This window comes from Embleya sp. NPDC005575 (assembly GCF_040605455.1).
Taxonomy (GTDB): Bacteria; Actinomycetota; Actinomycetes; order Streptomycetales; family Streptomycetaceae; genus Embleya.
This window is the reverse complement of sequence record NZ_JBEXCV010000001.1, coordinates 99,428-116,656: the sequence shown is the minus strand read 5'-3', so window position 1 is coordinate 116,656 and position 17,229 is coordinate 99,428. Positions and strand designations below refer to the sequence as shown.

At 69.9% G+C, this 17,229-nt stretch carries 18 protein-coding genes; 7 read left to right on the top strand and 11 right to left on the bottom strand.

What is annotated here, in order from left to right:
- Window positions 1–41: 41 nt before the first annotated feature.
- The 4 genes from ABZS54_RS00495 to ABZS54_RS00480 form a co-directional block, all read right to left on the bottom strand.
- A complete protein-coding gene (locus ABZS54_RS00495; protein WP_355528916.1) occupies window positions 42–1,007 on the bottom strand; it encodes a sugar ABC transporter permease in 966 nt (321 codons plus the stop codon).
- A gap of 4 nt (window positions 1,008–1,011) precedes the next feature.
- Window positions 1,012–2,298, bottom strand: coding sequence for an ABC transporter substrate-binding protein (locus ABZS54_RS00490; protein ID WP_355528987.1), 1,287 nt, complete (start codon window positions 2,296–2,298; stop codon window positions 1,012–1,014).
- Window positions 2,299–2,537: 239 nt separating this feature from the next.
- A complete protein-coding gene (locus ABZS54_RS00485) occupies window positions 2,538–3,749 on the bottom strand; it encodes an ROK family transcriptional regulator (RefSeq protein WP_355528913.1) in 1,212 nt (403 codons plus the stop codon).
- A 134-nt stretch (window positions 3,750–3,883) separates the two neighbouring features.
- Window positions 3,884–4,396 carry a VanZ family protein gene (locus tag ABZS54_RS00480; RefSeq protein ID WP_355528910.1) on the bottom strand — a complete coding sequence of 171 codons (513 nt, stop codon included), beginning with the start codon at window positions 4,394–4,396 and terminating at the stop codon, window positions 3,884–3,886.
- Between the two features lie 63 nt (window positions 4,397–4,459).
- Here ABZS54_RS00480 and ABZS54_RS00475 point away from each other — a divergent pair, with 63 nt between their 5' ends.
- Complete coding sequence (locus ABZS54_RS00475; RefSeq protein ID WP_355528907.1) at window positions 4,460–6,013, top strand: sugar porter family MFS transporter; 1,554 nt, start codon at window positions 4,460–4,462, stop codon at window positions 6,011–6,013.
- A 143-nt stretch (window positions 6,014–6,156) separates the two neighbouring features.
- On the opposite strand, the gene ABZS54_RS00470 is transcribed toward ABZS54_RS00475, so the two are convergent.
- Both ABZS54_RS00470 and ABZS54_RS00465 read right to left on the bottom strand, forming a co-directional pair.
- On the bottom strand, window positions 6,157–7,803 hold the full coding sequence (locus ABZS54_RS00470) for an ABC transporter permease (RefSeq protein ID WP_355528904.1): 1,647 nt from the start codon (window positions 7,801–7,803) through the stop codon (window positions 6,157–6,159).
- Window positions 7,800–8,714 (bottom strand): ABC transporter ATP-binding protein, encoded by a 915-nt coding sequence (locus ABZS54_RS00465; protein ID WP_355528901.1) that lies wholly within the window; start codon window positions 8,712–8,714, stop codon window positions 7,800–7,802. Before ABZS54_RS00465 ends, ABZS54_RS00470 begins: the two co-directional genes overlap by 4 nt.
- Window positions 8,715–8,815: 101 nt before the next feature.
- Here ABZS54_RS00465 and ABZS54_RS00460 point away from each other — a divergent pair, with 101 nt between their 5' ends.
- The gene (locus tag ABZS54_RS00460) at window positions 8,816–9,292 is read left to right on the top strand and encodes a MarR family transcriptional regulator (protein WP_355528898.1); all 477 of its coding nucleotides are present in this window, start codon (window positions 8,816–8,818) and stop codon (window positions 9,290–9,292) included.
- 67 nt (window positions 9,293–9,359) lie between these two features.
- Here ABZS54_RS00460 and ABZS54_RS00455 read toward each other — a convergent pair whose 3' ends face one another.
- A complete protein-coding gene (locus ABZS54_RS00455; RefSeq protein ID WP_355528895.1) occupies window positions 9,360–10,061 on the bottom strand; it encodes an HNH endonuclease family protein in 702 nt (233 codons plus the stop codon).
- Window positions 10,062–10,278: 217 nt separating this feature from the next.
- On the opposite strand from ABZS54_RS00455, the gene ABZS54_RS00450 reads away from it, so the two are divergent.
- Both ABZS54_RS00450 and ABZS54_RS00445 read left to right on the top strand, forming a co-directional pair.
- Window positions 10,279–10,902 (top strand): RraA family protein, encoded by a 624-nt coding sequence (locus ABZS54_RS00450; protein ID WP_355528892.1) that lies wholly within the window; start codon window positions 10,279–10,281, stop codon window positions 10,900–10,902.
- Between the two features lie 127 nt (window positions 10,903–11,029).
- On the top strand, window positions 11,030–11,569 hold the full coding sequence (locus ABZS54_RS00445; protein WP_355528889.1) for a Scr1 family TA system antitoxin-like transcriptional regulator: 540 nt from the start codon (window positions 11,030–11,032) through the stop codon (window positions 11,567–11,569).
- Here ABZS54_RS00445 and ABZS54_RS00440 read toward each other — a convergent pair.
- Together ABZS54_RS00440 and ABZS54_RS00435 are read right to left on the bottom strand one after the other, a co-directional pair.
- Window positions 11,554–11,916 carry a cupin domain-containing protein gene (locus tag ABZS54_RS00440; RefSeq protein ID WP_355528984.1) on the bottom strand — a complete coding sequence of 121 codons (363 nt, stop codon included), beginning with the start codon at window positions 11,914–11,916 and terminating at the stop codon, window positions 11,554–11,556. The genes ABZS54_RS00445 and ABZS54_RS00440 overlap by 16 nt on opposite strands.
- A 262-nt stretch (window positions 11,917–12,178) precedes the next feature.
- Window positions 12,179–13,123, bottom strand: a complete 945-nt coding sequence (locus ABZS54_RS00435; protein ID WP_355528886.1) for a MerR family transcriptional regulator — start codon at window positions 13,121–13,123, stop codon at window positions 12,179–12,181.
- Window positions 13,124–13,344: 221 nt separating this feature from the next.
- Here ABZS54_RS00435 and ABZS54_RS00430 point away from each other — a divergent pair, with 221 nt between their 5' ends.
- Together ABZS54_RS00430 and ABZS54_RS00425 are read left to right on the top strand one after the other, a co-directional pair.
- Window positions 13,345–13,947, top strand: a complete 603-nt coding sequence (locus ABZS54_RS00430; RefSeq protein WP_355528883.1) for a SigE family RNA polymerase sigma factor — start codon at window positions 13,345–13,347, stop codon at window positions 13,945–13,947.
- Window positions 13,948–13,955: 8 nt separating this feature from the next.
- A complete protein-coding gene (locus ABZS54_RS00425) occupies window positions 13,956–14,873 on the top strand; it encodes a hypothetical protein (RefSeq protein WP_355528880.1) in 918 nt (305 codons plus the stop codon).
- A gap of 170 nt (window positions 14,874–15,043) precedes the next feature.
- Here the strand turns inward: ABZS54_RS00425 and ABZS54_RS00420 are convergent, their stop codons facing one another.
- Window positions 15,044–15,766, bottom strand: coding sequence for a TetR/AcrR family transcriptional regulator (locus ABZS54_RS00420; RefSeq protein ID WP_355528877.1), 723 nt, complete (start codon window positions 15,764–15,766; stop codon window positions 15,044–15,046).
- Window positions 15,767–15,829: 63 nt separating this feature from the next.
- Here ABZS54_RS00420 and ABZS54_RS00415 point away from each other — a divergent pair, with 63 nt between their 5' ends.
- Window positions 15,830–16,369 (top strand): SRPBCC family protein, encoded by a 540-nt coding sequence (locus ABZS54_RS00415; protein WP_355528874.1) that lies wholly within the window; start codon window positions 15,830–15,832, stop codon window positions 16,367–16,369.
- A gap of 17 nt (window positions 16,370–16,386) precedes the next feature.
- On the opposite strand, the gene ABZS54_RS00410 is transcribed toward ABZS54_RS00415, so the two are convergent.
- The gene (locus tag ABZS54_RS00410; protein ID WP_355528871.1) at window positions 16,387–16,977 is read right to left on the bottom strand and encodes a MepB family protein; all 591 of its coding nucleotides are present in this window, start codon (window positions 16,975–16,977) and stop codon (window positions 16,387–16,389) included.
- Window positions 16,978–17,229: the final 252 nt, after the last annotated feature.

Below are 17,229 nucleotides of genomic sequence, written 5' to 3'. Positions count from 1 at the left end.
CGTGACCGGTAGGGGGTGCGGGCGGTCTTCGACCCGGGGGCTCAGTCGTCGTCGAGCAGGCCCGAGCGGCGACGCAGCAGCGGGAAGGTGAACGCCATCGCGATCACGAACAGGAGCAGCGAGATCACGCACGCAGCGCCCGTGTTGAAGGTGGAGAACCCTTCCTCGTAGACCAGTTGCGGCAGCGTCAGCGTGGTGCCCTGCGGATAGCCCGGTTCGAACGACTGGCCGGAGTTGCCGATGATGCCGCTCGCGACCTTTCCGGCCACCATTGCCTGCGTGTAGTACTGCATGGTCTGGATCACGCCGGTGACCACGGCGAACAGCACCACCGGGGTGATCGCCGGCCAGGTCACGTAGCGAAAGCGCTGCCACGGCCCGACGCCGTCCAACTCCGCCGCCTCGTACTGCTCGCGCGGCACGTCGAGCAGCGACGCGGTGAAGATCACCAGCAGGTCGCCGATGCCCCACAGGGCGAGCAGGGTCAGGGCCGGCTTGGACCAGTCCGGGTCGTTGAACCAGCCCGGTTGCGGCATGCCGACGTTGCCGAGCAGGTGATTGACCGGTCCGGTACCCGGGTTGAGCAGGAACGCGAAGCCGATCGTGGCGGCCACCGGCGGGGCCAGGTAGGGCAGGTAGGACAGCGTGCGGAAGAGCCCGCCGCCGCGCTTGAGCCGGATCGCCAACATGCCCAGGCCCAGGCCGAAGATCACCCGCAGGGTGACCATCACCACGACCAGCCACAGCGTGTTGCGCAACGCCTGCCACAGCGGCGGGTAGTCGTTGAGCACGTAGTCCCAGTTGCGCATGCCCACCCAGACGGGCGCGTTGATCAGGTCGTAGCGGGTGAACGAGTAGTACACGGTCGCGCCGAGCGGATACGCGAAGAAGACCGAGAAGCCGATCAGCCACGGGGACAGGAAGGCGAGCGTGCGCAGGTTCCGCCGGCGGCGCTGCCTGCGCAGCGCCGCCGGGACCTTCGCCGCCGCGGGGGCGGTCGTGGTCATCGGATCACTTGACCTGGGCCACGTCGGTGTCGATCTGCTTGTCCAGATCGGCCAGGCTCTTGGTCAGGTCGCCGCCTTGACCGGCCTCCCACTTGTAGGCGTACTCGGAGAGGGTGACCTGGTACTTGCCGCCGTTGGGGCTGGCGGGCGTGGTGTTGCTGGCGGGGTGCTTGAAGGCGTCGATGAACGGCTTGAAGTGCTCGTCGCCCGCCAGCGGCGACGCGGCCAGCGCGGCGTTGGTGCTGGGCACGTTGTGGATCGCCTCCGAGAACGCGACCTGCGCGTCGGTGTCGGTGGTGACGAACTTGACGAACTCCCAGGCCGCGGCCTGGTGGTGGCTGGACTTGGCGATGCCGACGGTGGTCCCGGTGAGGTAGCTGCGGCCGTACTTGTCGAGCTGGTCGTCCGGGACCGGGAACGGCGCGGTGCCGTAGTTCAGGTTCGGCGCGTCCTGGGCGATCATCGCGGTGCGCCACTCGCCGTCCATGGTCATTGCGAGCTTGCCGCTCATGAACGGGTTCTCGGCGGAGAACTCCTCACCGAACGTGGTGCGGAACTTCTCCAGCTTGTCGAACCCGCCCTGGCTCTCCACGAATTGCTTCTGCCAGTTGAAGAACTGCGGGACGACCGGGTCCTTGGACAGGCTCGACTTGCCGTCGGGTGTCTGGTAAGTCGGACCGAACTGGGCCAGCGTGTGCGCGGCGGAGAACTCGTAGGCGTGGAAGGTCGGCAGGAAGCCGGCGACCTTGAACGTGCCGTCGCCGTTGAGCTGGTTGAGCTTCTTGGCGGTCTCGGTCAGTTCGGTGAACGTCTTCGGCGGCGCGGTGATGCCCGCGGCGGCGAACATGTCCTTGTTGTAGTACAGCCCGTAGGAGTCGGCGAGCAGCGGCAGCGCGCAGCGCTTGCCCTGGAACTGGGTGTAGTCCAGGACCGGCTTGGGGAACGTCGCGGCGGGGTCGATGTTGGACTTGGCCAGCCACGGCGCCAGGTCGGTCCACGAGCCCGACGTACAGAACTGGCCGACGTTGTCGGTGGTGAACGAGGAGACCACGTCCGGGCCCTTGCCGGAGCGGATGCCCTGGGTGATCTTGTCGTCGGTGACGTTGGAGACGATGTCGACCTTGATGTTGGGGTGCTTCACGTTGAACTTGGCGACCAGGTCCTTGACCGCCTTGGTCTCGCTTTCGGCACTCCAGCCGTGCCAGAAGGTGATGGTGACCTTCTTGTCGGGCGCCTCGTTCGCACCGGTTCCCGAGCCGCCGTCGTCGCCGGCGCACGCGGAGGCCAGCATGGCGAGCGTGGCGGCGCACGCGAGGGTCGTGATGGAACGACGGAGCCGTGGGAGTCTGTGCACTGGGTCCTCCTCCGGAGATGGCGACGGCGCGGCCGGGACGAGCGGCGCCGGGGGCCTTGCGGTGGTGCGGGTCGAGCGACAGAGCGCGCGGTCGGAGGCACGCCGCGGTGGGAGTGCGGTGCCGAATCGCGAGCGAGGGCTTTCGTGTGCGCGGTACCGGGTCGGGCGAGGATGCGTCAGGTCGTGGTGAAGACGACGTCGCGGGCGACGTCGAGCGCCGCGTGCACGGCGCCGGCGAGGACGGGATTGGCCGGTACGTCGCCGAGCACCACGCGTGGGCGCGCGATCGCGAGGCGATGCAACTCGTCGACCACGCGTGAGCGCAGTGCCTCGCCGCCGGCCATCGGGATGGCCCCCGACAAGACGACGAGTCCCGGATCGAGCACCGAGACGATCACCGCGAGGCCCACCGCCAGCCGGTTGGCCAGCTCGTCGAGGAAGGCTCCGCCGCGCGACTCGGTCGCGCGCACCGCTCGGGCGACCGCCTGCGGAGCGGTACGACTGCCCACCCCGTAGGCCCGGGCAAGGGACAACACGGCGGGCGCGCCCGCGAGTTGCTGGAAGCCGCCGGTATTGCGGCGGCTGACGTCGTGCGGCAGCGGGGCGCCGGGCATCGGCATGTAGCCGACCTCGCCCGCGCCACCGGTGGAGCCTCGGTGCAGTCGGCCGCCGAGCACGATCGCGCAGCCGATGCCTTCGTCCACCCACAACAGGACGAAGTCGCCGCCGTCGCGGGCCGATCCGTCTCGCTGCTCGGCGAGCGCGGCCAGGTTGACGTCGTTCTCCACGTCCACGGTCAGGCCGAGTTCCTCGCGGACGAGGTCCAGCACACCGGGGGAGTGCCAGCCCGCGAGGTGGCGGCCGTAGCGGAACTGTTCGGTGGTCGGGTCGAACGCTCCCGGGATGCCGATCACCACGTGCGCGAGGTCGGCGAGGTCGAGCCCGGCGGGCTTGGCCGCGGCACGCACCGCGTCCCGGATCCGGCCCGGCGTATCGGCCGCTTCCCGGCGTGGGGTGGCCAGTTCGTGTTCGCCCACCACCCGTCCGGTCAGATCGGCGATGGCCACCCGGATCCGGGCGGGCGTGACGTCCAGGCCCGCGACGTGTCCCGCCGCCGGGTTGATCTCGTAGAGCTGGGCGCCGGGTCCTCGGCCGCCCTCGGTGGTTCCGACCCCGACGACCAGGCCGGCCGCCTCCAGGCGGGAGAGCAGCTGCGAGGCGGTCGGCTTCGACAAACCCGTCATCGAGCCGATCTGGCCCCGGGACAGCCGCCCGTGCCGCAAGAGGAGTTCAAGCGCGGCCCGATCGTTGATGGCGCGCAAAAGACTCGGCCGCCCGGCCTGCTCCCGCCCGGACGCTCCCGCGCCGCGCTCGGTGCTGCCGGCCATGAGCGGCCTCCTCTTCGCCACTGTTAGGAAACCTTCCTAAGAGTTGTAGAGGAAATTAGGCCCGCCCTCTCGGCACTGTCAAGGGTGTCCGCCAAGGTCGTTTCCCTTGCCGGGCAGGGGAAACGCCGCCGACGTCAGCCGGCGTGCGTGCGCGTGGCACGCGCGGCGGCTCGGCACACGGCGCAGAGCCCGGCCGAGATGACGGCACCGGAGGTGTTCAGGAGCACGTCGTCCACCGAGGACACCCGCCCGATCGCGAGCCACCACTGGGCGATCTCGATCGTGACGGACGCCGACGCGGCCAGACCGGCGATCCGCCACGCGCCGGCCCGACCGGCGAAGCGCGACGCGTGGAAGGGCAGCAGGAAGCCGAGCGCCGCGAACACCGCGAGATTGCCGCCCACCTGGACCACCGCGGTCACCGGGTCGCCACGCAGTACGGCCGCCAGATCGCGCAGCGGCAGCAGGCTGAGCGCGTGGCCCGAGCCGACCGGGGTCAGCACCATCCACACCCACGGGAGGGTGCCGAGCACCATCCCGGCGACGACCGCGACGCGCGGCCGGCGCGGTGCGAGCAGCAGCACGAAGGGCGCGGCGACCGCGCACGCGACCAGCACCGCTCCCCATCGGGACCAGACCCCACCCATTCGGCGGACTGTACCGGTGAACGGCGGGGAGCGCGGGCGTGCGGGCGGGCGCCATCCGGGCGCATGGGCATGGTTAGGGCGGTGTTCTCGGGCAACTCTCAGGGTCCGGCGAGTTCTTTGGACCACGGCACCACACGCACCGCGCCGGATCGGGACGAGGTGCACAATGCGCAGGAGGCGGCGTTGGCCGGCAGCACATCGACGACCGGACAGCCGGGTGGGGACACCTATTCGGAACACCTCGGCCACGTCATCTTCATCACCGCTGCCGCCGCGATGGGCGGCTTCCTCTTCGGCTACGACAGCTCGGTGATCAACGGCGCGGTCGAGGGCATCCGGGGCAAGTTCGAGCCCGGATCCAGCCTGCTCGCCCAGGTGGTCGCCGCAGCGTTGGTCGGCTGCGCGATCGGCGCGGCGATCGCCGGGCGGATCGCCGACCGGATCGGCCGGATTCGGGTGATGCAGATCGCGGCCGTGTTGTTCGCGGTCAGTGCGGTCGGCTCAGCGCTGCCGTTCGCGCTGTGGGACCTGGCCATGTGGCGCGTGCTCGGCGGGATGGCGATCGGGATGGCCTCGGTGATCGGCCCGGCCTACATCGCCGAGGTCGCCCCACCCGCCTATCGCGGTCGGCTCGGCTCCTTCCAGCAGGCCGCGATCGTCACCGGCATCGCGGTCTCGCAGCTGGTCAACTGGGGCATCCTCAACCTCGCCGACGGCGACCAGCGTGGCAAGCTGCTCTTCGGCCTGGAGGCGTGGCAGGTGATGCTCGGCGTGATGGTGATCCCGGCCGTGCTGTACGGCCTGTTCACCTTCACCATCCCCGAGTCGCCGCGCTTTTTGATCTCGGTCGGTCGAGACGATCAGGCCAAGAAGGTGCTCGCCGAGGTGGAGAGCGACCAGGTCGACCTGGACGCGCGCGTCGCCGAAATCAAGGAGGCGATGCGCCGCGAGCACAAGTCCACGTTCAAGGACCTGCTGGGCGGCGGCGGATTCCTGTTCCTGCCGATCGTGTGGGTCGGCATCGGGCTCTCGGTGTTCCAGCAACTGGTCGGCATCAACGTGATCTTCTACTACTCGGCGTCGCTGTGGCAGTCGGTGGGCATCGACCCGACCAGCTCGTTCCTGTACTCGTTCACCACCTCGATCATCAACATCATCGGCACGATCATCGCGATCTCGCTGGTCGACCGGGTGGGCCGCAGACCGCTCGCGCTGGTCGGCTCGGCCGGCATGGCGCTCTCGCTCGGCCTGGTCGCGTGGGCCTTCTCCGCCCGGACCGGCACGGGCAAGAACATCAAGCTCCCGGACACCGAGGGCACCGTGGCGCTGATCGCGGCCCACTCGTTCGTGTTGTTCTTTGCGCTGTCGTGGGGCGTGGTGGTGTGGGTCTTCCTCGGTGAGATGTTCCCGAACAGGATCCGCGCCGCGGCGCTGGGCGTGGCCGCGTCCGCGCAGTGGATCGCCAACTGGGTGATCACCGTGTCGTTCCCGACGCTCTCGGACTGGAACCTGTCGGCGACGTACGTGATGTACGCGTGTTTCGCGGTGTTGTCCATCCCGTTCGTGCTCAAGTTCGTCAAGGAGACGAAGGGCAAGACGCTGGAGGAGATGGGCTGAACCCGGCGCCGGCGGCCGAGCCTCCCTGCCGAGGCTCGGCCGCTTTCGGCCGCTTCGGCTCCCTCCGCCGCCGGGTCCCGATGTGGGGCCGGGGCCGGTCCGGCGGTCGGACCCGGCGGAGGAGCCACCACACATCCGCACTGTCAGTCCAGGTCGCGTTCGCGCAGGGCGGCCAGGCCCGCGGTCGGCAGTGCGAGCGCCAGGACGAGCAGCCACAGGTACGGCGTGGCCGTGACGTCGGTGCCGGGCAGCTTCGGCAGGTGGCCGAACGGCGAAACGTCCAGCACCGCCTGCGGCAGCCCCAGCACCGGCCCCAGCCAGCCGAGCGCGATCACCAGCCCGACCAGGCCCCACACCGCCGCGGCCAGCCGCGGCAGTGCACCGACGACCAGTACGGCAAGCCCGGTGAGCACCCACACGGCCGGAAGCTGGGCGAGTGCGGCGAGCAGGATGCGCGGCAGTTCGCCGGATACGTCGCCGACGGTGATCCCGTACGACAGGCCCATCGCGAGGCCGCCGGCGGCCAGGATCAGCACGGGGCCGGCGTACGCGATCACCAGGTGCCCGCCCGCCCAGCGCAACCGGCCGACGGTGTTCGCCAGCAGCGGTTCGGCCCGGCCGTTCGTCTCCTCGTCGCGCAGCCGCAGCACCGAACCGGCGGTGAACAACACGCAGATCAGCCCGAGCATGCCCACCAGCGTGGACAGGAACGCGTCGGTCAGCGCCACATGGCCACCCATGCGGCGGATCAGGTCGCGGGTCCCGGTGTTGTCGCCGACGATGTCCTGTGCTCCGTCGGCGATGCCGCCGAACACCGCGCCGGCGAACGCGAAGCCGACTGCCCAGGCGAGCAGCGTGCCGCGTTGCAGACGCCAGGCCAGGCCGTAGGCGCCGGCCAGCCACGCGGGCGCGTGCGCCGGTCCCGGGCGTGGCCGCACGAAGCCGGCGCCCAGGTCGCGCCGGTCGGCGAGGGTGTAGGCGAGTGCGACGCACCCGGCGATGAGGCCGACCGGCAGGAGCAGCACCCACCAGCGGTCGCCGGCGAACGGCCGTACGTTCTCCGCCCAGCCCAGCGGCGACACCCAGACCAGCGGGTGGTTGCCGGCCGAGGCCGCTTCCCGGGCCGCGTCGCCCGAGGCGCGCAGTACGAAGGCGACGCCCAGGACGGCGCCGGCGATGCCCTTGGCGAGTCGGGCGTTCTCGGTGAGCTGCGCGGCGACCGCGGCGACGGCGGCGAACACCAGCCCGGACAGCGCGATGGTGAGGCCGAACGCGAGTGAGCCGGCCGCCGGTTGGCCCGCACCGAGCAGGATCGCCGTGCAGAGCACCAGGAGCAGCGCATCGGCCAGCGCGGCGGTGGCCAGAGCCGAGGTGAGCGGCGCCCGGCGGCCCACCATCGCCGCGGACAGCGCCTCCTGGCGGCCGGTCTCCTCCTCCTCGCGGGAGTGCCGGATCACGATGATCAGGCTCATCAGACCGGCGAGCAGTGCGGCGTACCCGCCGATCCGCCACGCGGTGAGGGCGCCGTACGAGTCGCCGAAGACCGCACCGTACAGGGCGCGGAGCGACTTGTTGGCGTTCATGTCGGCGGCGAGCTCGGCCCGTTCGGCGCCGGTGCCGTAGAGGTTCTCCAGGGAGCGCTCGACGCTGGATACGGCGCCGGTCACGACCAGCACCCAGACCGGGAGCAACACCCGGTCGCGGCGCAACGCGAGGCGGATCAGGGTGCCGGTGCCGGTCAGGTGATGTGCGGAGCCGCCGCGCGGCAGCGGGAGGACGGCGGTGGTCATCGCGACGCCACCAGCGGGGCGTCGGTGTCCTGGGCGCGGTAGTGCCGCAGGAACAGCTCCTCCAGGGTGGGCGGGCTGCTGGTCAGGCCGCGTACGCCGATCTCGGCGAGCCGGCGCAGCACCGGGTCCAGATGCTCGTTGTCCACCTGGAGCACGACGTGGCCGTCGCTCGCCGCCACGTCGTGCACGCCCGGGAGATCGGCCAGGCTCCCGCCCGGGCCGCGCAGTTCGGCGCGCACCGTGGTCCGACTCAGGTGCCGCAGGTCGGCCAGCGAACCCGACTCGACGGTGCGCCCGTTGCGGATGATGCTGACCCGATCGCACAGCGCCTCGACCTCGGCCAGGATGTGGCTGGACAGCAGCACGGTTCGACCGCGCTCGCGCTCCTCGCGCACACAGTCCCGGAACACGTCCTCCATCAGCGGGTCCAGGCCGGACGTGGGCTCGTCCAGGACCAGGAGGTCCACGTCCGAGGCGAACGCGGCGACCAGGGCCACCTTCTGCCGGTTGCCCTTGGAGTAGGCGCGGCCCTTCTTGGTCGGGTCCAGCTCGAACCGGGCCAGCAGCTCGGCGCGCCGGGCCTGGTCCAGGCCGCCGCGCAGCCGGCCGTACAGGTCGATCACCTCGCCGCCGCTGAGGTTGCGCCACAGCGTGACGTCGCCGGGCACGTACGCGACCCGGCGGTGCAGGGCGACGGCGTCGCGCCAGGGGTCGCCGCCGAGGAGGGTGACGTCGCCGCGGTCGGCGCGGATCAGGCCGAGCAGGACGCGGATGGTGGTGGACTTCCCGGCGCCGTTGGGCCCGAGGAAGCCGTGTACCTCGCCGACCGTGACGTGCAGGTCGAGGCCGTCGAGGGCGTGGGTGCGCCCGAAGGACTTGTGTAGACCGGAGACACTGATCGCCGTGTTCATGTTTCAGAACATACGCTTCTTTCAGGAACTTGTGAAGTTTGGAAAAGTCAAGAATCATGAATGGACGGTGGTGGGAAGTGGCTGAGCGGAAGGTGACCCGAATGCGAGACGACGGGCCGGTGCGTGACGAGGCCGAGGTCGCTCGGTACATCGAGCGCTTCGCGGGCGAATTGGCCGACGCCGGCATGCAACGGATGGCCGCACGGGTGTTCGTTGCGCTGCTCGCGGCCGACTCGGCGAGCATGACCTCCGCCGAACTCGCCGAGTCGTTGCAGATCAGCCCGGCCGCGGTGTCGTCGGCGGTCGCCTACCTGTCGCAGATCAGGATGGTCCACCGCGAACGCGAACCCGGCTCGCGCCGGGACCGCTACCGGTTGCACAACGAACTCTGGTACGAGACCTACAGCGAACGCGACAAACTCCTGGCCCGCTTCGAGATCGTCCTCCGCGAGGGCGTACAGGCCCTCGGGCCGAACACCCCGGCAGGCATCCGAGCCCAGGAATCGGCCGAGTTCTTCGCCTTCCTCCAGGCGGAGTTCGTGGGAATCATGGAACGGTGGCGCAACCGGGAACGCTAGCCGGGCCAACTTCGGCCCGTCCGGCGTTCGAGGACGAAGCGGCCCGCAGGCCGGCCCGCCGCAGCCCCTATCGCGTGCCGGGCGAAATCGGCACGTTGGGACACTGCGCGCCCAGCCGTTCGAGTGTGGCGAGTTCGGTGGTGTCGACCGTCAGGTCGTACTTGGTCTTCACCGTCACCCAGTCCGTCAGATACGTGCACCGCGCCCCCTCGTACGGCGGCAGCCAAGTGCCCGGATCCTGATCGGCCTTCGAACGGTTGTACTTGGCGGTCACCGCGACCAGCGCCCGAGGCTGGTCGAGATCGTTCGCGTACTGCTCGCGCTGCTGCGGCGTCCACGCGGACGCGCCCGAGTCCCACGCCTCGGCCAGCGGCACCATGTGGTCGATGTCCAGCCCGGACGCGCCGTCGACGTAGGCGTCCTCGTAGTACGAGTACCAACGTCCGCCGGTGAGTGCGCACTTGGCGCCGATCTCGGGCGGCGTGACGGCCTCCTCGATGAGGACCTCGGCGCGCGTCGAGCACCCGTCCTTGTCCGCGTCGACCCAGTGCCGGAACGCGTCCCGGTCGTAGCCGGCCCGGTTCTCCTCCGCCACCCGCAGGCCCGCGATCGCGTCCCGGAGCGGAATCCGCGTGCCGGTCTCGGTGGCAACGGTGGCCTGCGTGGGCTCGACCGCCGCCGCGTTCGTCGCCGGCGCGAACAGCAGCGCGCCCAAGCTCGTCGCCGCCACCAGCAGCGAGGCCGTCCGACGTCCCGTCGTGATTCCCATGTGCGTCATCGCGTCGTCCCAGAGTCGCCGTGACAGGTCCGCTCCTGTTGTAGCGAGTTGCCCGAGCGAGATCGGCAACGGCGCGGTTGTGCCACTCGAAAGAGTGGTCCAGCGTTGGGCATTCGCCGGAATCGACCGTCCGAAGGCGCGGCGGCCGGCTTCGATAGTCTCGCCGCCGTCGGGGCCGCCCGGCCGTCGGTACGAACGAAGGACGGACATGAGCGACGTCGCCGGATTCGCGGACATATCGCCGACCACCCTTGCCGACCTACTCGGCCGTGCGCAGGTGATGGACATCGGCATCCGTCCGCTGTGGCCCTCGATGCCGCGCGTCGCCGGCCCGGCGTTCACCGTGCGGTGTGCGCCGGGGGACAATCTCATGCTGCACGCGGCCATTCACCGCGCCGAGCCCGGGTCGATCATCGTGGTCGAATCGGGCGACGTGGACTACGCGTTGGCGGGCGCAAACGTGTGCGCCGTCGCGCAGCGTCGTGGGATCGCCGCCTTTGTGGCGGACGGGCTGATTCGGGATCTCGGCGAGGTGCGCGAGATGGGCTTTCCCGTCTTCGCGCGTGGCGTCGTCCCGATCCCGGGGACGAAGACGGCCGTCGCGCCGTTCGGCGAGCGGGTGCGGTGCGGCGGCGTGTGGGTTGCGGCCGGCGATGTCGTGGTGGCCGACGAGGAGGGCGTGGTGGTCGTACCCGGTGCGCGCCGCGAGCGGGTACTTCGGGACGCCCGGGTGAAATCGACCGAGGAGGCCGACGAATCGCTCGACGCGTGGGAGGTGGCGCACCGCGCGAGGATCGACGCGATCCTGGCCGAGCGAGGGTTCGCGGGTTGAGCGGCCGTCGCGGTCAAGGCCGGACCGGACGGGTGCCTTCCTCGGATGTCCGCGAGGGACAGACAGGTCAGGAACGCACGGGCGGCGTCGAAGCTCTGGACCAGGCAGGTCATGACGAGGGGACGCGATGGCGAGTACCGGTCCAGGCAATCTCAAGGCTCGACGAGACCTCGGTGCGCGGCTCCGCAAGGCCCGTGGGAAGAGGACCGCGACGAGCATCGGGCAACAGTTGAACGTGAGTCCATCTACGGTGACCCGCACGGAAACCGGCGAACGGCTCTGCACCGAGGCATACTTCAACGCCCTTGCCGACCTGCTTGGCCTCGCCGGCACTGAACGCGAAACCCTTGAACAGATGGTGATGGCGGTCTGGGATGCGGACCCACCGTGGTGGTCGAGGTTCGCTGACGTCCTCTCCGCGAACTATGCGGCGGTGCTGGAGTACGAAGAAACGGCAACCCGCCGCCGTGACTACCAAACCGGACTGATCCCGGCGCACTTGCAGACCGAGCGATACTCGTGGGAGGTCACGAACGCGGAGTTCAACGGATTGAGCCGGGACCACGTCGAGGACTTGGTGGCCGTGCGCAGTATCAGGCAGCGCCGTATACGGCGGCGAGATCGCCTGGTCCCTCAGTGCCCGCGGATGGACTATCGCTTGGCGTAGTCGCCGAAGCCGGCCCAGTCGAGCACCACGCACGGCTCGTCGCCGACGACCCACGCGTCGTGTCCGGGCGGGCAGACCATGAGGTCTCCGGCGCCGAATTCCATCTCCTCACCGTCGTCCATGACGATGTGCATCCGCCCCGAGAGCGTCAAGCCGATGTGCGACGCCTGACAGGTGTCGGTCCCGGCGATCGGCTTCACGTGCTTCGACCAGCGCCAGCCCGGTTCGAACGTGCCCCGACCCACGGGAATGGCATCCAGGGCAACGAGATCGACCTTGCCCATGCCCGCTTCGAACGGGCGCGTCTCCTCGGGCGCCTGGAAATTCTTACGCACGAGACCAGCCATCATCTCCTCCTTAGGTCCGGAGGCATCAATCACAGCCGAGTGTCGATCGACCGCCGACGCCTCGAAAACGATGTACAAAACCCCCGCTCTCTCAACGCTACGTCCCTCCGACGGCCCGGGCGACCTCTCCAAGGGCCCGACGACCTGCGCCGGTCCACGGCGACGCTGCGATCAGGCTTTTCGGCGTGCAGTTCCACACACGCCCGTCCCGCGCAGGCCGCAACCCGGCCACGCACGCGCCGCGCGCCAACCGGGCGCGGCATCAAGCGTCGGGGGTGCCTCGCAGGGCCTGGATGAGCCATGGATGGATCGGGAGCAGGCCCGGGATTACCTGCCAGCCTCGGACGATCCACACGAGTCGCCAGTAGCGGTCCACCCGGGGGTCGTGGGCCGGCTCGAACTGCCGGGCCAGCCAATTGCGGAAGTCCGGGTCCGGGGTCCGGTCGAAGACCTCGGCGAATCGGTGTACGAGGTCGTCGACGACGGGCGCGGCCTGTTCGCCGAGCGGGTCGATGCCCGCTTCCCTGGCCTCCGTGACCTTGCGGCGGGTGAGCTCCATCAGTTCGTCGCCGGCCTCGGTCTCGATGGCGAGCGTGCGTCGGCCGGCCTGGTAGGGGGCCGCCCGGCGCATTCGGGCCCGGAAGTCCGCCTCGCCGACCAGTTCGGCGAGTTCCACCCAGGCGGCGACCTGCTCGGGGGACGGGTCGTCGGGGAGATCGGGCGTGGCGGATCGAACCATCGCCGCGACCACCGGGTCGGCATCCACAGCCTCCGTGTCGAAGGTGTCGTCCAGGAAATCGTCGATCAGGCGTCGGCGTTCCTCGCCGGACAACCGGGTGAGTCGGTGCATGAGATTGGTCTCCTCGGGACTGGACCCGCGCTTGGCCACGACTCGCAGGACACTTCGACGCAGTTGCAGCAGCCGAATCTGCACGTCCACCGCATCGGCATGCGCCGCGGCGATGTCGGCCACCGCGAGTTCACGGTTGACCACCCGCCGTACCGTGGCGAGATCCATTCCCAACTCGCGCAAGGTGCACACGAGTTCCAAGCAAACCAGGGCGTCGAGGTCGTAGAGCCGATATCCGGCGGGACTTCGTTTTGTCGGTGCCACCACGCCCGAATCGGAGTAGAACCGGATCGTCGTGACCGACAAGCCGGTCCGCCGGGAAAGCTCCCCGATCGAGTAGAGGGTCGTACCGTCCATGCCCCCACTCTGCTGTCTCGAGCCACTGGAGACTCAAGCCGGGCTGCCGGCCTCGTCCTGAAGTTCTCCCGGATTGCGATGAGTGTCAGGACACTCGAAGGCGGCGAGCCCGGTGCTTCGAGCGCCGCGTCGCAAAAAGTCGGACGAGAGCGCAACCTTTCGAGGGCCTCGAGGGCTACTACCTGCGACAAGCGTTCGCAGCGCAGTGGAACGGGGTGTGGATGAACGAGGCCGAAGTCGAGGACGGGGACGGTCGTGCCGGTCTGGGAAGTCGGATCGGGGGTCGGGCGCGCGCGGAAGACGAGCACGAGTTCAAGGAGTTCGTGGTCGGCGCGCGGACCCGGCTGTTGCGGACCGCCTATTTGCTGACCGGGGATCATCACCGTGCGGAAGACTTGGTCCAGACCGCGCTGATGCGTGTATACCGCCGATGGCGGCGCATTGATCGGAGTGTCGGCGCGGAGGCGTACACCCGACGTGTGGTGGTCAACCTCAACAACTCGTGGTGGCGGCGGCGATCTTCGCACGAACAGAGCCTGGCCCATCCACCCGATGCCATCGGGCCCGACGCGCACGCTTTGGTCGATCTGCACACCGACATGTGGGCCGCGCTCGCGACCTTGTCGCCGCGAACCCGGGCCGTGCTCGTACTGCGCTACTACGAGGACATGTCCGAAGCCGAGGTCGCCCGAGTCCTCGGCTCTCCCACCGGCACTGTCAAGAGCCAACATTCGCGCGGCCTGGCCCGGTTGCGGGCAGCGTTGACCACCGAACCCGCCCTGCGACCGCTTGTGTCCGAGCCTTCCGCAGCACGCTCGAGATGAGGAATGACATGGACGACGGCACGCACGACGACCCGCTCGTGGCCCGCTTGACGGCTGCGTTGCGGGTGCACGCGGACACGGTCGCTTCGGACCCCGCGGCCTATGGGCGGCTGCGGCGTGAGGTCGGCCGCGCCCGCCGGCGAACCGTGGCGGTGTGCGCTGCGAGCCTGGCGACCCTCGCGGTCACCGGCGGGATCGTGTTCACGTCCTACGGGAACACGCACGGCAACGACGCGCCGGCGAACGACAACGGGTCGTCGTGGCGCAACTGCGCCGAAGACAAGGCCGGCTTCCGCGACGAGCCCACCGGTGCCCTCGCGGACAAGCTCCAGCGAGCGGTCGACGATTATGTACGCGAGGACGGACACCAGGTGAGCGATCTGGTGGGACGCGCCGCGTGTCAGGTGGACTACTGGGCGCATGGAAGTGACGATCTGAGTTTCCGGATCATGTGGCAAGGGGAGTTCGCGACCGGCGGATCGGGGGTGATCCTGCGGATCATCCGAGGCAACGACGCCGTCGACTTTCTGAACACCAGCCACGGCTCGGTCAGCCATCCCGCGGTGGCATCCGGGCGCGTCGAAGAGCCCGCGTCGCTGGTGATGCGCCTGGGTAGGAGCGCCTGGGCCGCGTTCGGGCCACCCGGATCGACGGTGGAACTGCGGGAGAAGGAGACGAACCGACTGGTGGGTGTCGGTCTCGTGGACAAGGCCGGCTATGCGGGGATCACTCCGAACGAACCGGTCCCGCTGAACGTCAAGATCGTCGGGACGACAGTGGCACCCGATGGCGGGCGACGGCCGGGTCCCTTCGAGTGGCGATACGGCGAGCCGGAGGAGTGCCGCGTACTGTTCCGCAACTCGGTGTGCCCGCCTGACGGCCCGACGAATCCGGTGATGGGCAACTTGGTCCCGGCTGCCGAGTAGCCCCACCGAGACAGGTTCCATCCCGAGGCGGGACAGCCCGGCCTCGGTGCCGGTGTGATCGCCTCATCAACTGCCATCGGTTACCGAGGAACCCAGCCGGCGGTGACCGACTGTGGTCGGCCATCCAACGCCTGCATGCCCCGACCACTTTGCTCCGCGCCCCCGTGGGACTACCGGGTCGCTTTCGCCGCAGTGCGGCGTGCGCCCGAGGCGGTGGCGGCACCGTCGAGGACGATGTCCACCGTGCGGGCCGCGAAGTTCGCGTCGGCCGGGAGCCGGCGGAAGACCAGGTGCAGCCAGGCGGCGCCGGCGAGGAGGTCCATCATGAGCATCGGGTCGGCGTCCGGGGCAAGTTCGCCTCGGGCGACGGCCCGATCGAAGAGGGGTTGTTCGCGGGCCAGTCGGTCGGTGAAGAACGCCCGTGTGTGCTCGGCCAGTTCGGGACTGTGGGTGACCGCGCCGAGGGTGGCGACGGCGATGTCGGCCGTGGGCGCGGTGGTGAGCAGCGCGACGATTTTGCTCATCAGGGCGGTGAGGTCGCCGCGGAGGCTGCCGGTGTCGGGCAGCGGGAAGTCGAGCCGACCGGTGCCGGTGAGCGCGGCGCCCAGGAGCGCACCCTTGGACGGCCACCAGCGGTAGATCGTGGTCTTGTTGACCCCGGACCGCTCGGCGACACCCTCGACGGTCAGTCCCTCGTACCCCTTGTCCGCGAGGAGGTCCAACGTGGCGTCGAAGATCTCCCGCGACTTGCGCGGCCCACGCCCGTCGCGCCCACCGCTCCCGCGGGTGCCGTCGCCTGAGGCGCGGTTACCCGAACCGTTGCCCGTGTCACCGCTGCCTGCGCCGCCGGCACCCGTGCCGCCGGCACCCGCCGTGTGCTGCTCGTTGTTCATGCGGGGAAGCCTACTCGAAATACAACGCGACGTTGCGTTGCATATGGTGTTAGCGTGTCGCGCATGAAGCCTCATGAGCACGGACCCGAACCCGAACCGGTGGCGACGAGCGGGCGCGTCTGGGAGATCGAGGAATCGCTGACCGTGCCTTTCCCACCGGAGGCGGTCTACGCTGTGGTCGCCGATGTGCGGCGGACCAAGGACTGGAGTCCGGAAGTCTTCGCGATCTGGCCGCGCGGCCGGAACTTTGTCGGCTTCAACCGCCGAGGTCCATGGGTCTGGTTCACCACGTGCCGGATCGTGACCGCCGACCCGGGCCGGGAGTTCGCCTTCGACGTCACCTCGTTCGGCCTGCCGATCGCCCGCTGGGGCTATCGCCTGACGCCGACGGAGGAGGGGACGCTGGTCACCGAGTACTGGAACGACCTGCGCCGCGACGGTTGGCGTAGGCGGGTCGCCGAACTGCTCGGCCTGGTCTTCACCGGGACCCCGCCCGCGCACCGTGCCGCGCGCAATCGCCACGGCATGCGCACGACGCTGGTCCGGCTCCGGGCCGCATGCGGGGGAGCTCCGCCGGCTCCCGCAGCCCCGAAAGCCCCCTGACCCGGGGCCCGGGACGGCTACCGCCCGTCGTGCGGGTGGTACAGCGCCCGGCTGCGGGCCGGCTCCGGCGGCACATCCCGCGTGATGGTGAGGAAGTGGTCCAGCTGCCAGGCCCGGGTCCGGTCGGCCTGCCGGTTGGTGGTGCTCACCCACGGCGGATACACGCGGAAGCCGCGTTTGCCGCCGCTGCCGTGCACCGAGAGGATGCCGCGCTCGCGCAGGACGGCCTTCGGAAAGACGAACTGCCCGAAGTGTTCGCCCTGCCGGGAGCTGATCACCACCAGGTCGAGCGGATCCTCGGCGGCGAGCGGCTCGATCGGGCCGGCGGCCGAGCGCTGCCACAGCGTGACGAACTGGCCGACCTTGGTCGGCGTGGTCCCGGCGACCCGGAAGCGCACCTCGGCGCCGTCGACGGTGAACACGTGGGCCCCGTACTCCGCGCTCTCCGGCTCGGCCACCGGCGTCGAGCACACGAACCCGTTCGGGTCGTAGACCAAGGACTTCGCCGCAAGCAGGTCGGCGGGAAGCGAGACCGGCCAGGAAGTGGGCGCGCACTCGGGTCCGGGCCCGGGCCCGGCGAAGTCGCAATGGTCGGGATTCGTGGTCATTCCGGCATCCTGCCGGCACCGGCCGGCGGCACCGGCGGCGGCACCCCGTGCGATCGGCCGTGACGCGATCGACCGACCCCGTCACGGTGTGATACCCGGTAGGCCGTCCCACGAGGTCGTCGACCCACGGGGTCGCGACCTGGCGTTCGTACTGCTCGTCGGGCCCCTTGGCGAGACTGTCCAGGCCGCTTGCGGCCGCCGGGTCGGCGGCGGCCGAAGATCCGGCCGCGCCGATCGCCAAACCGGCGAGCA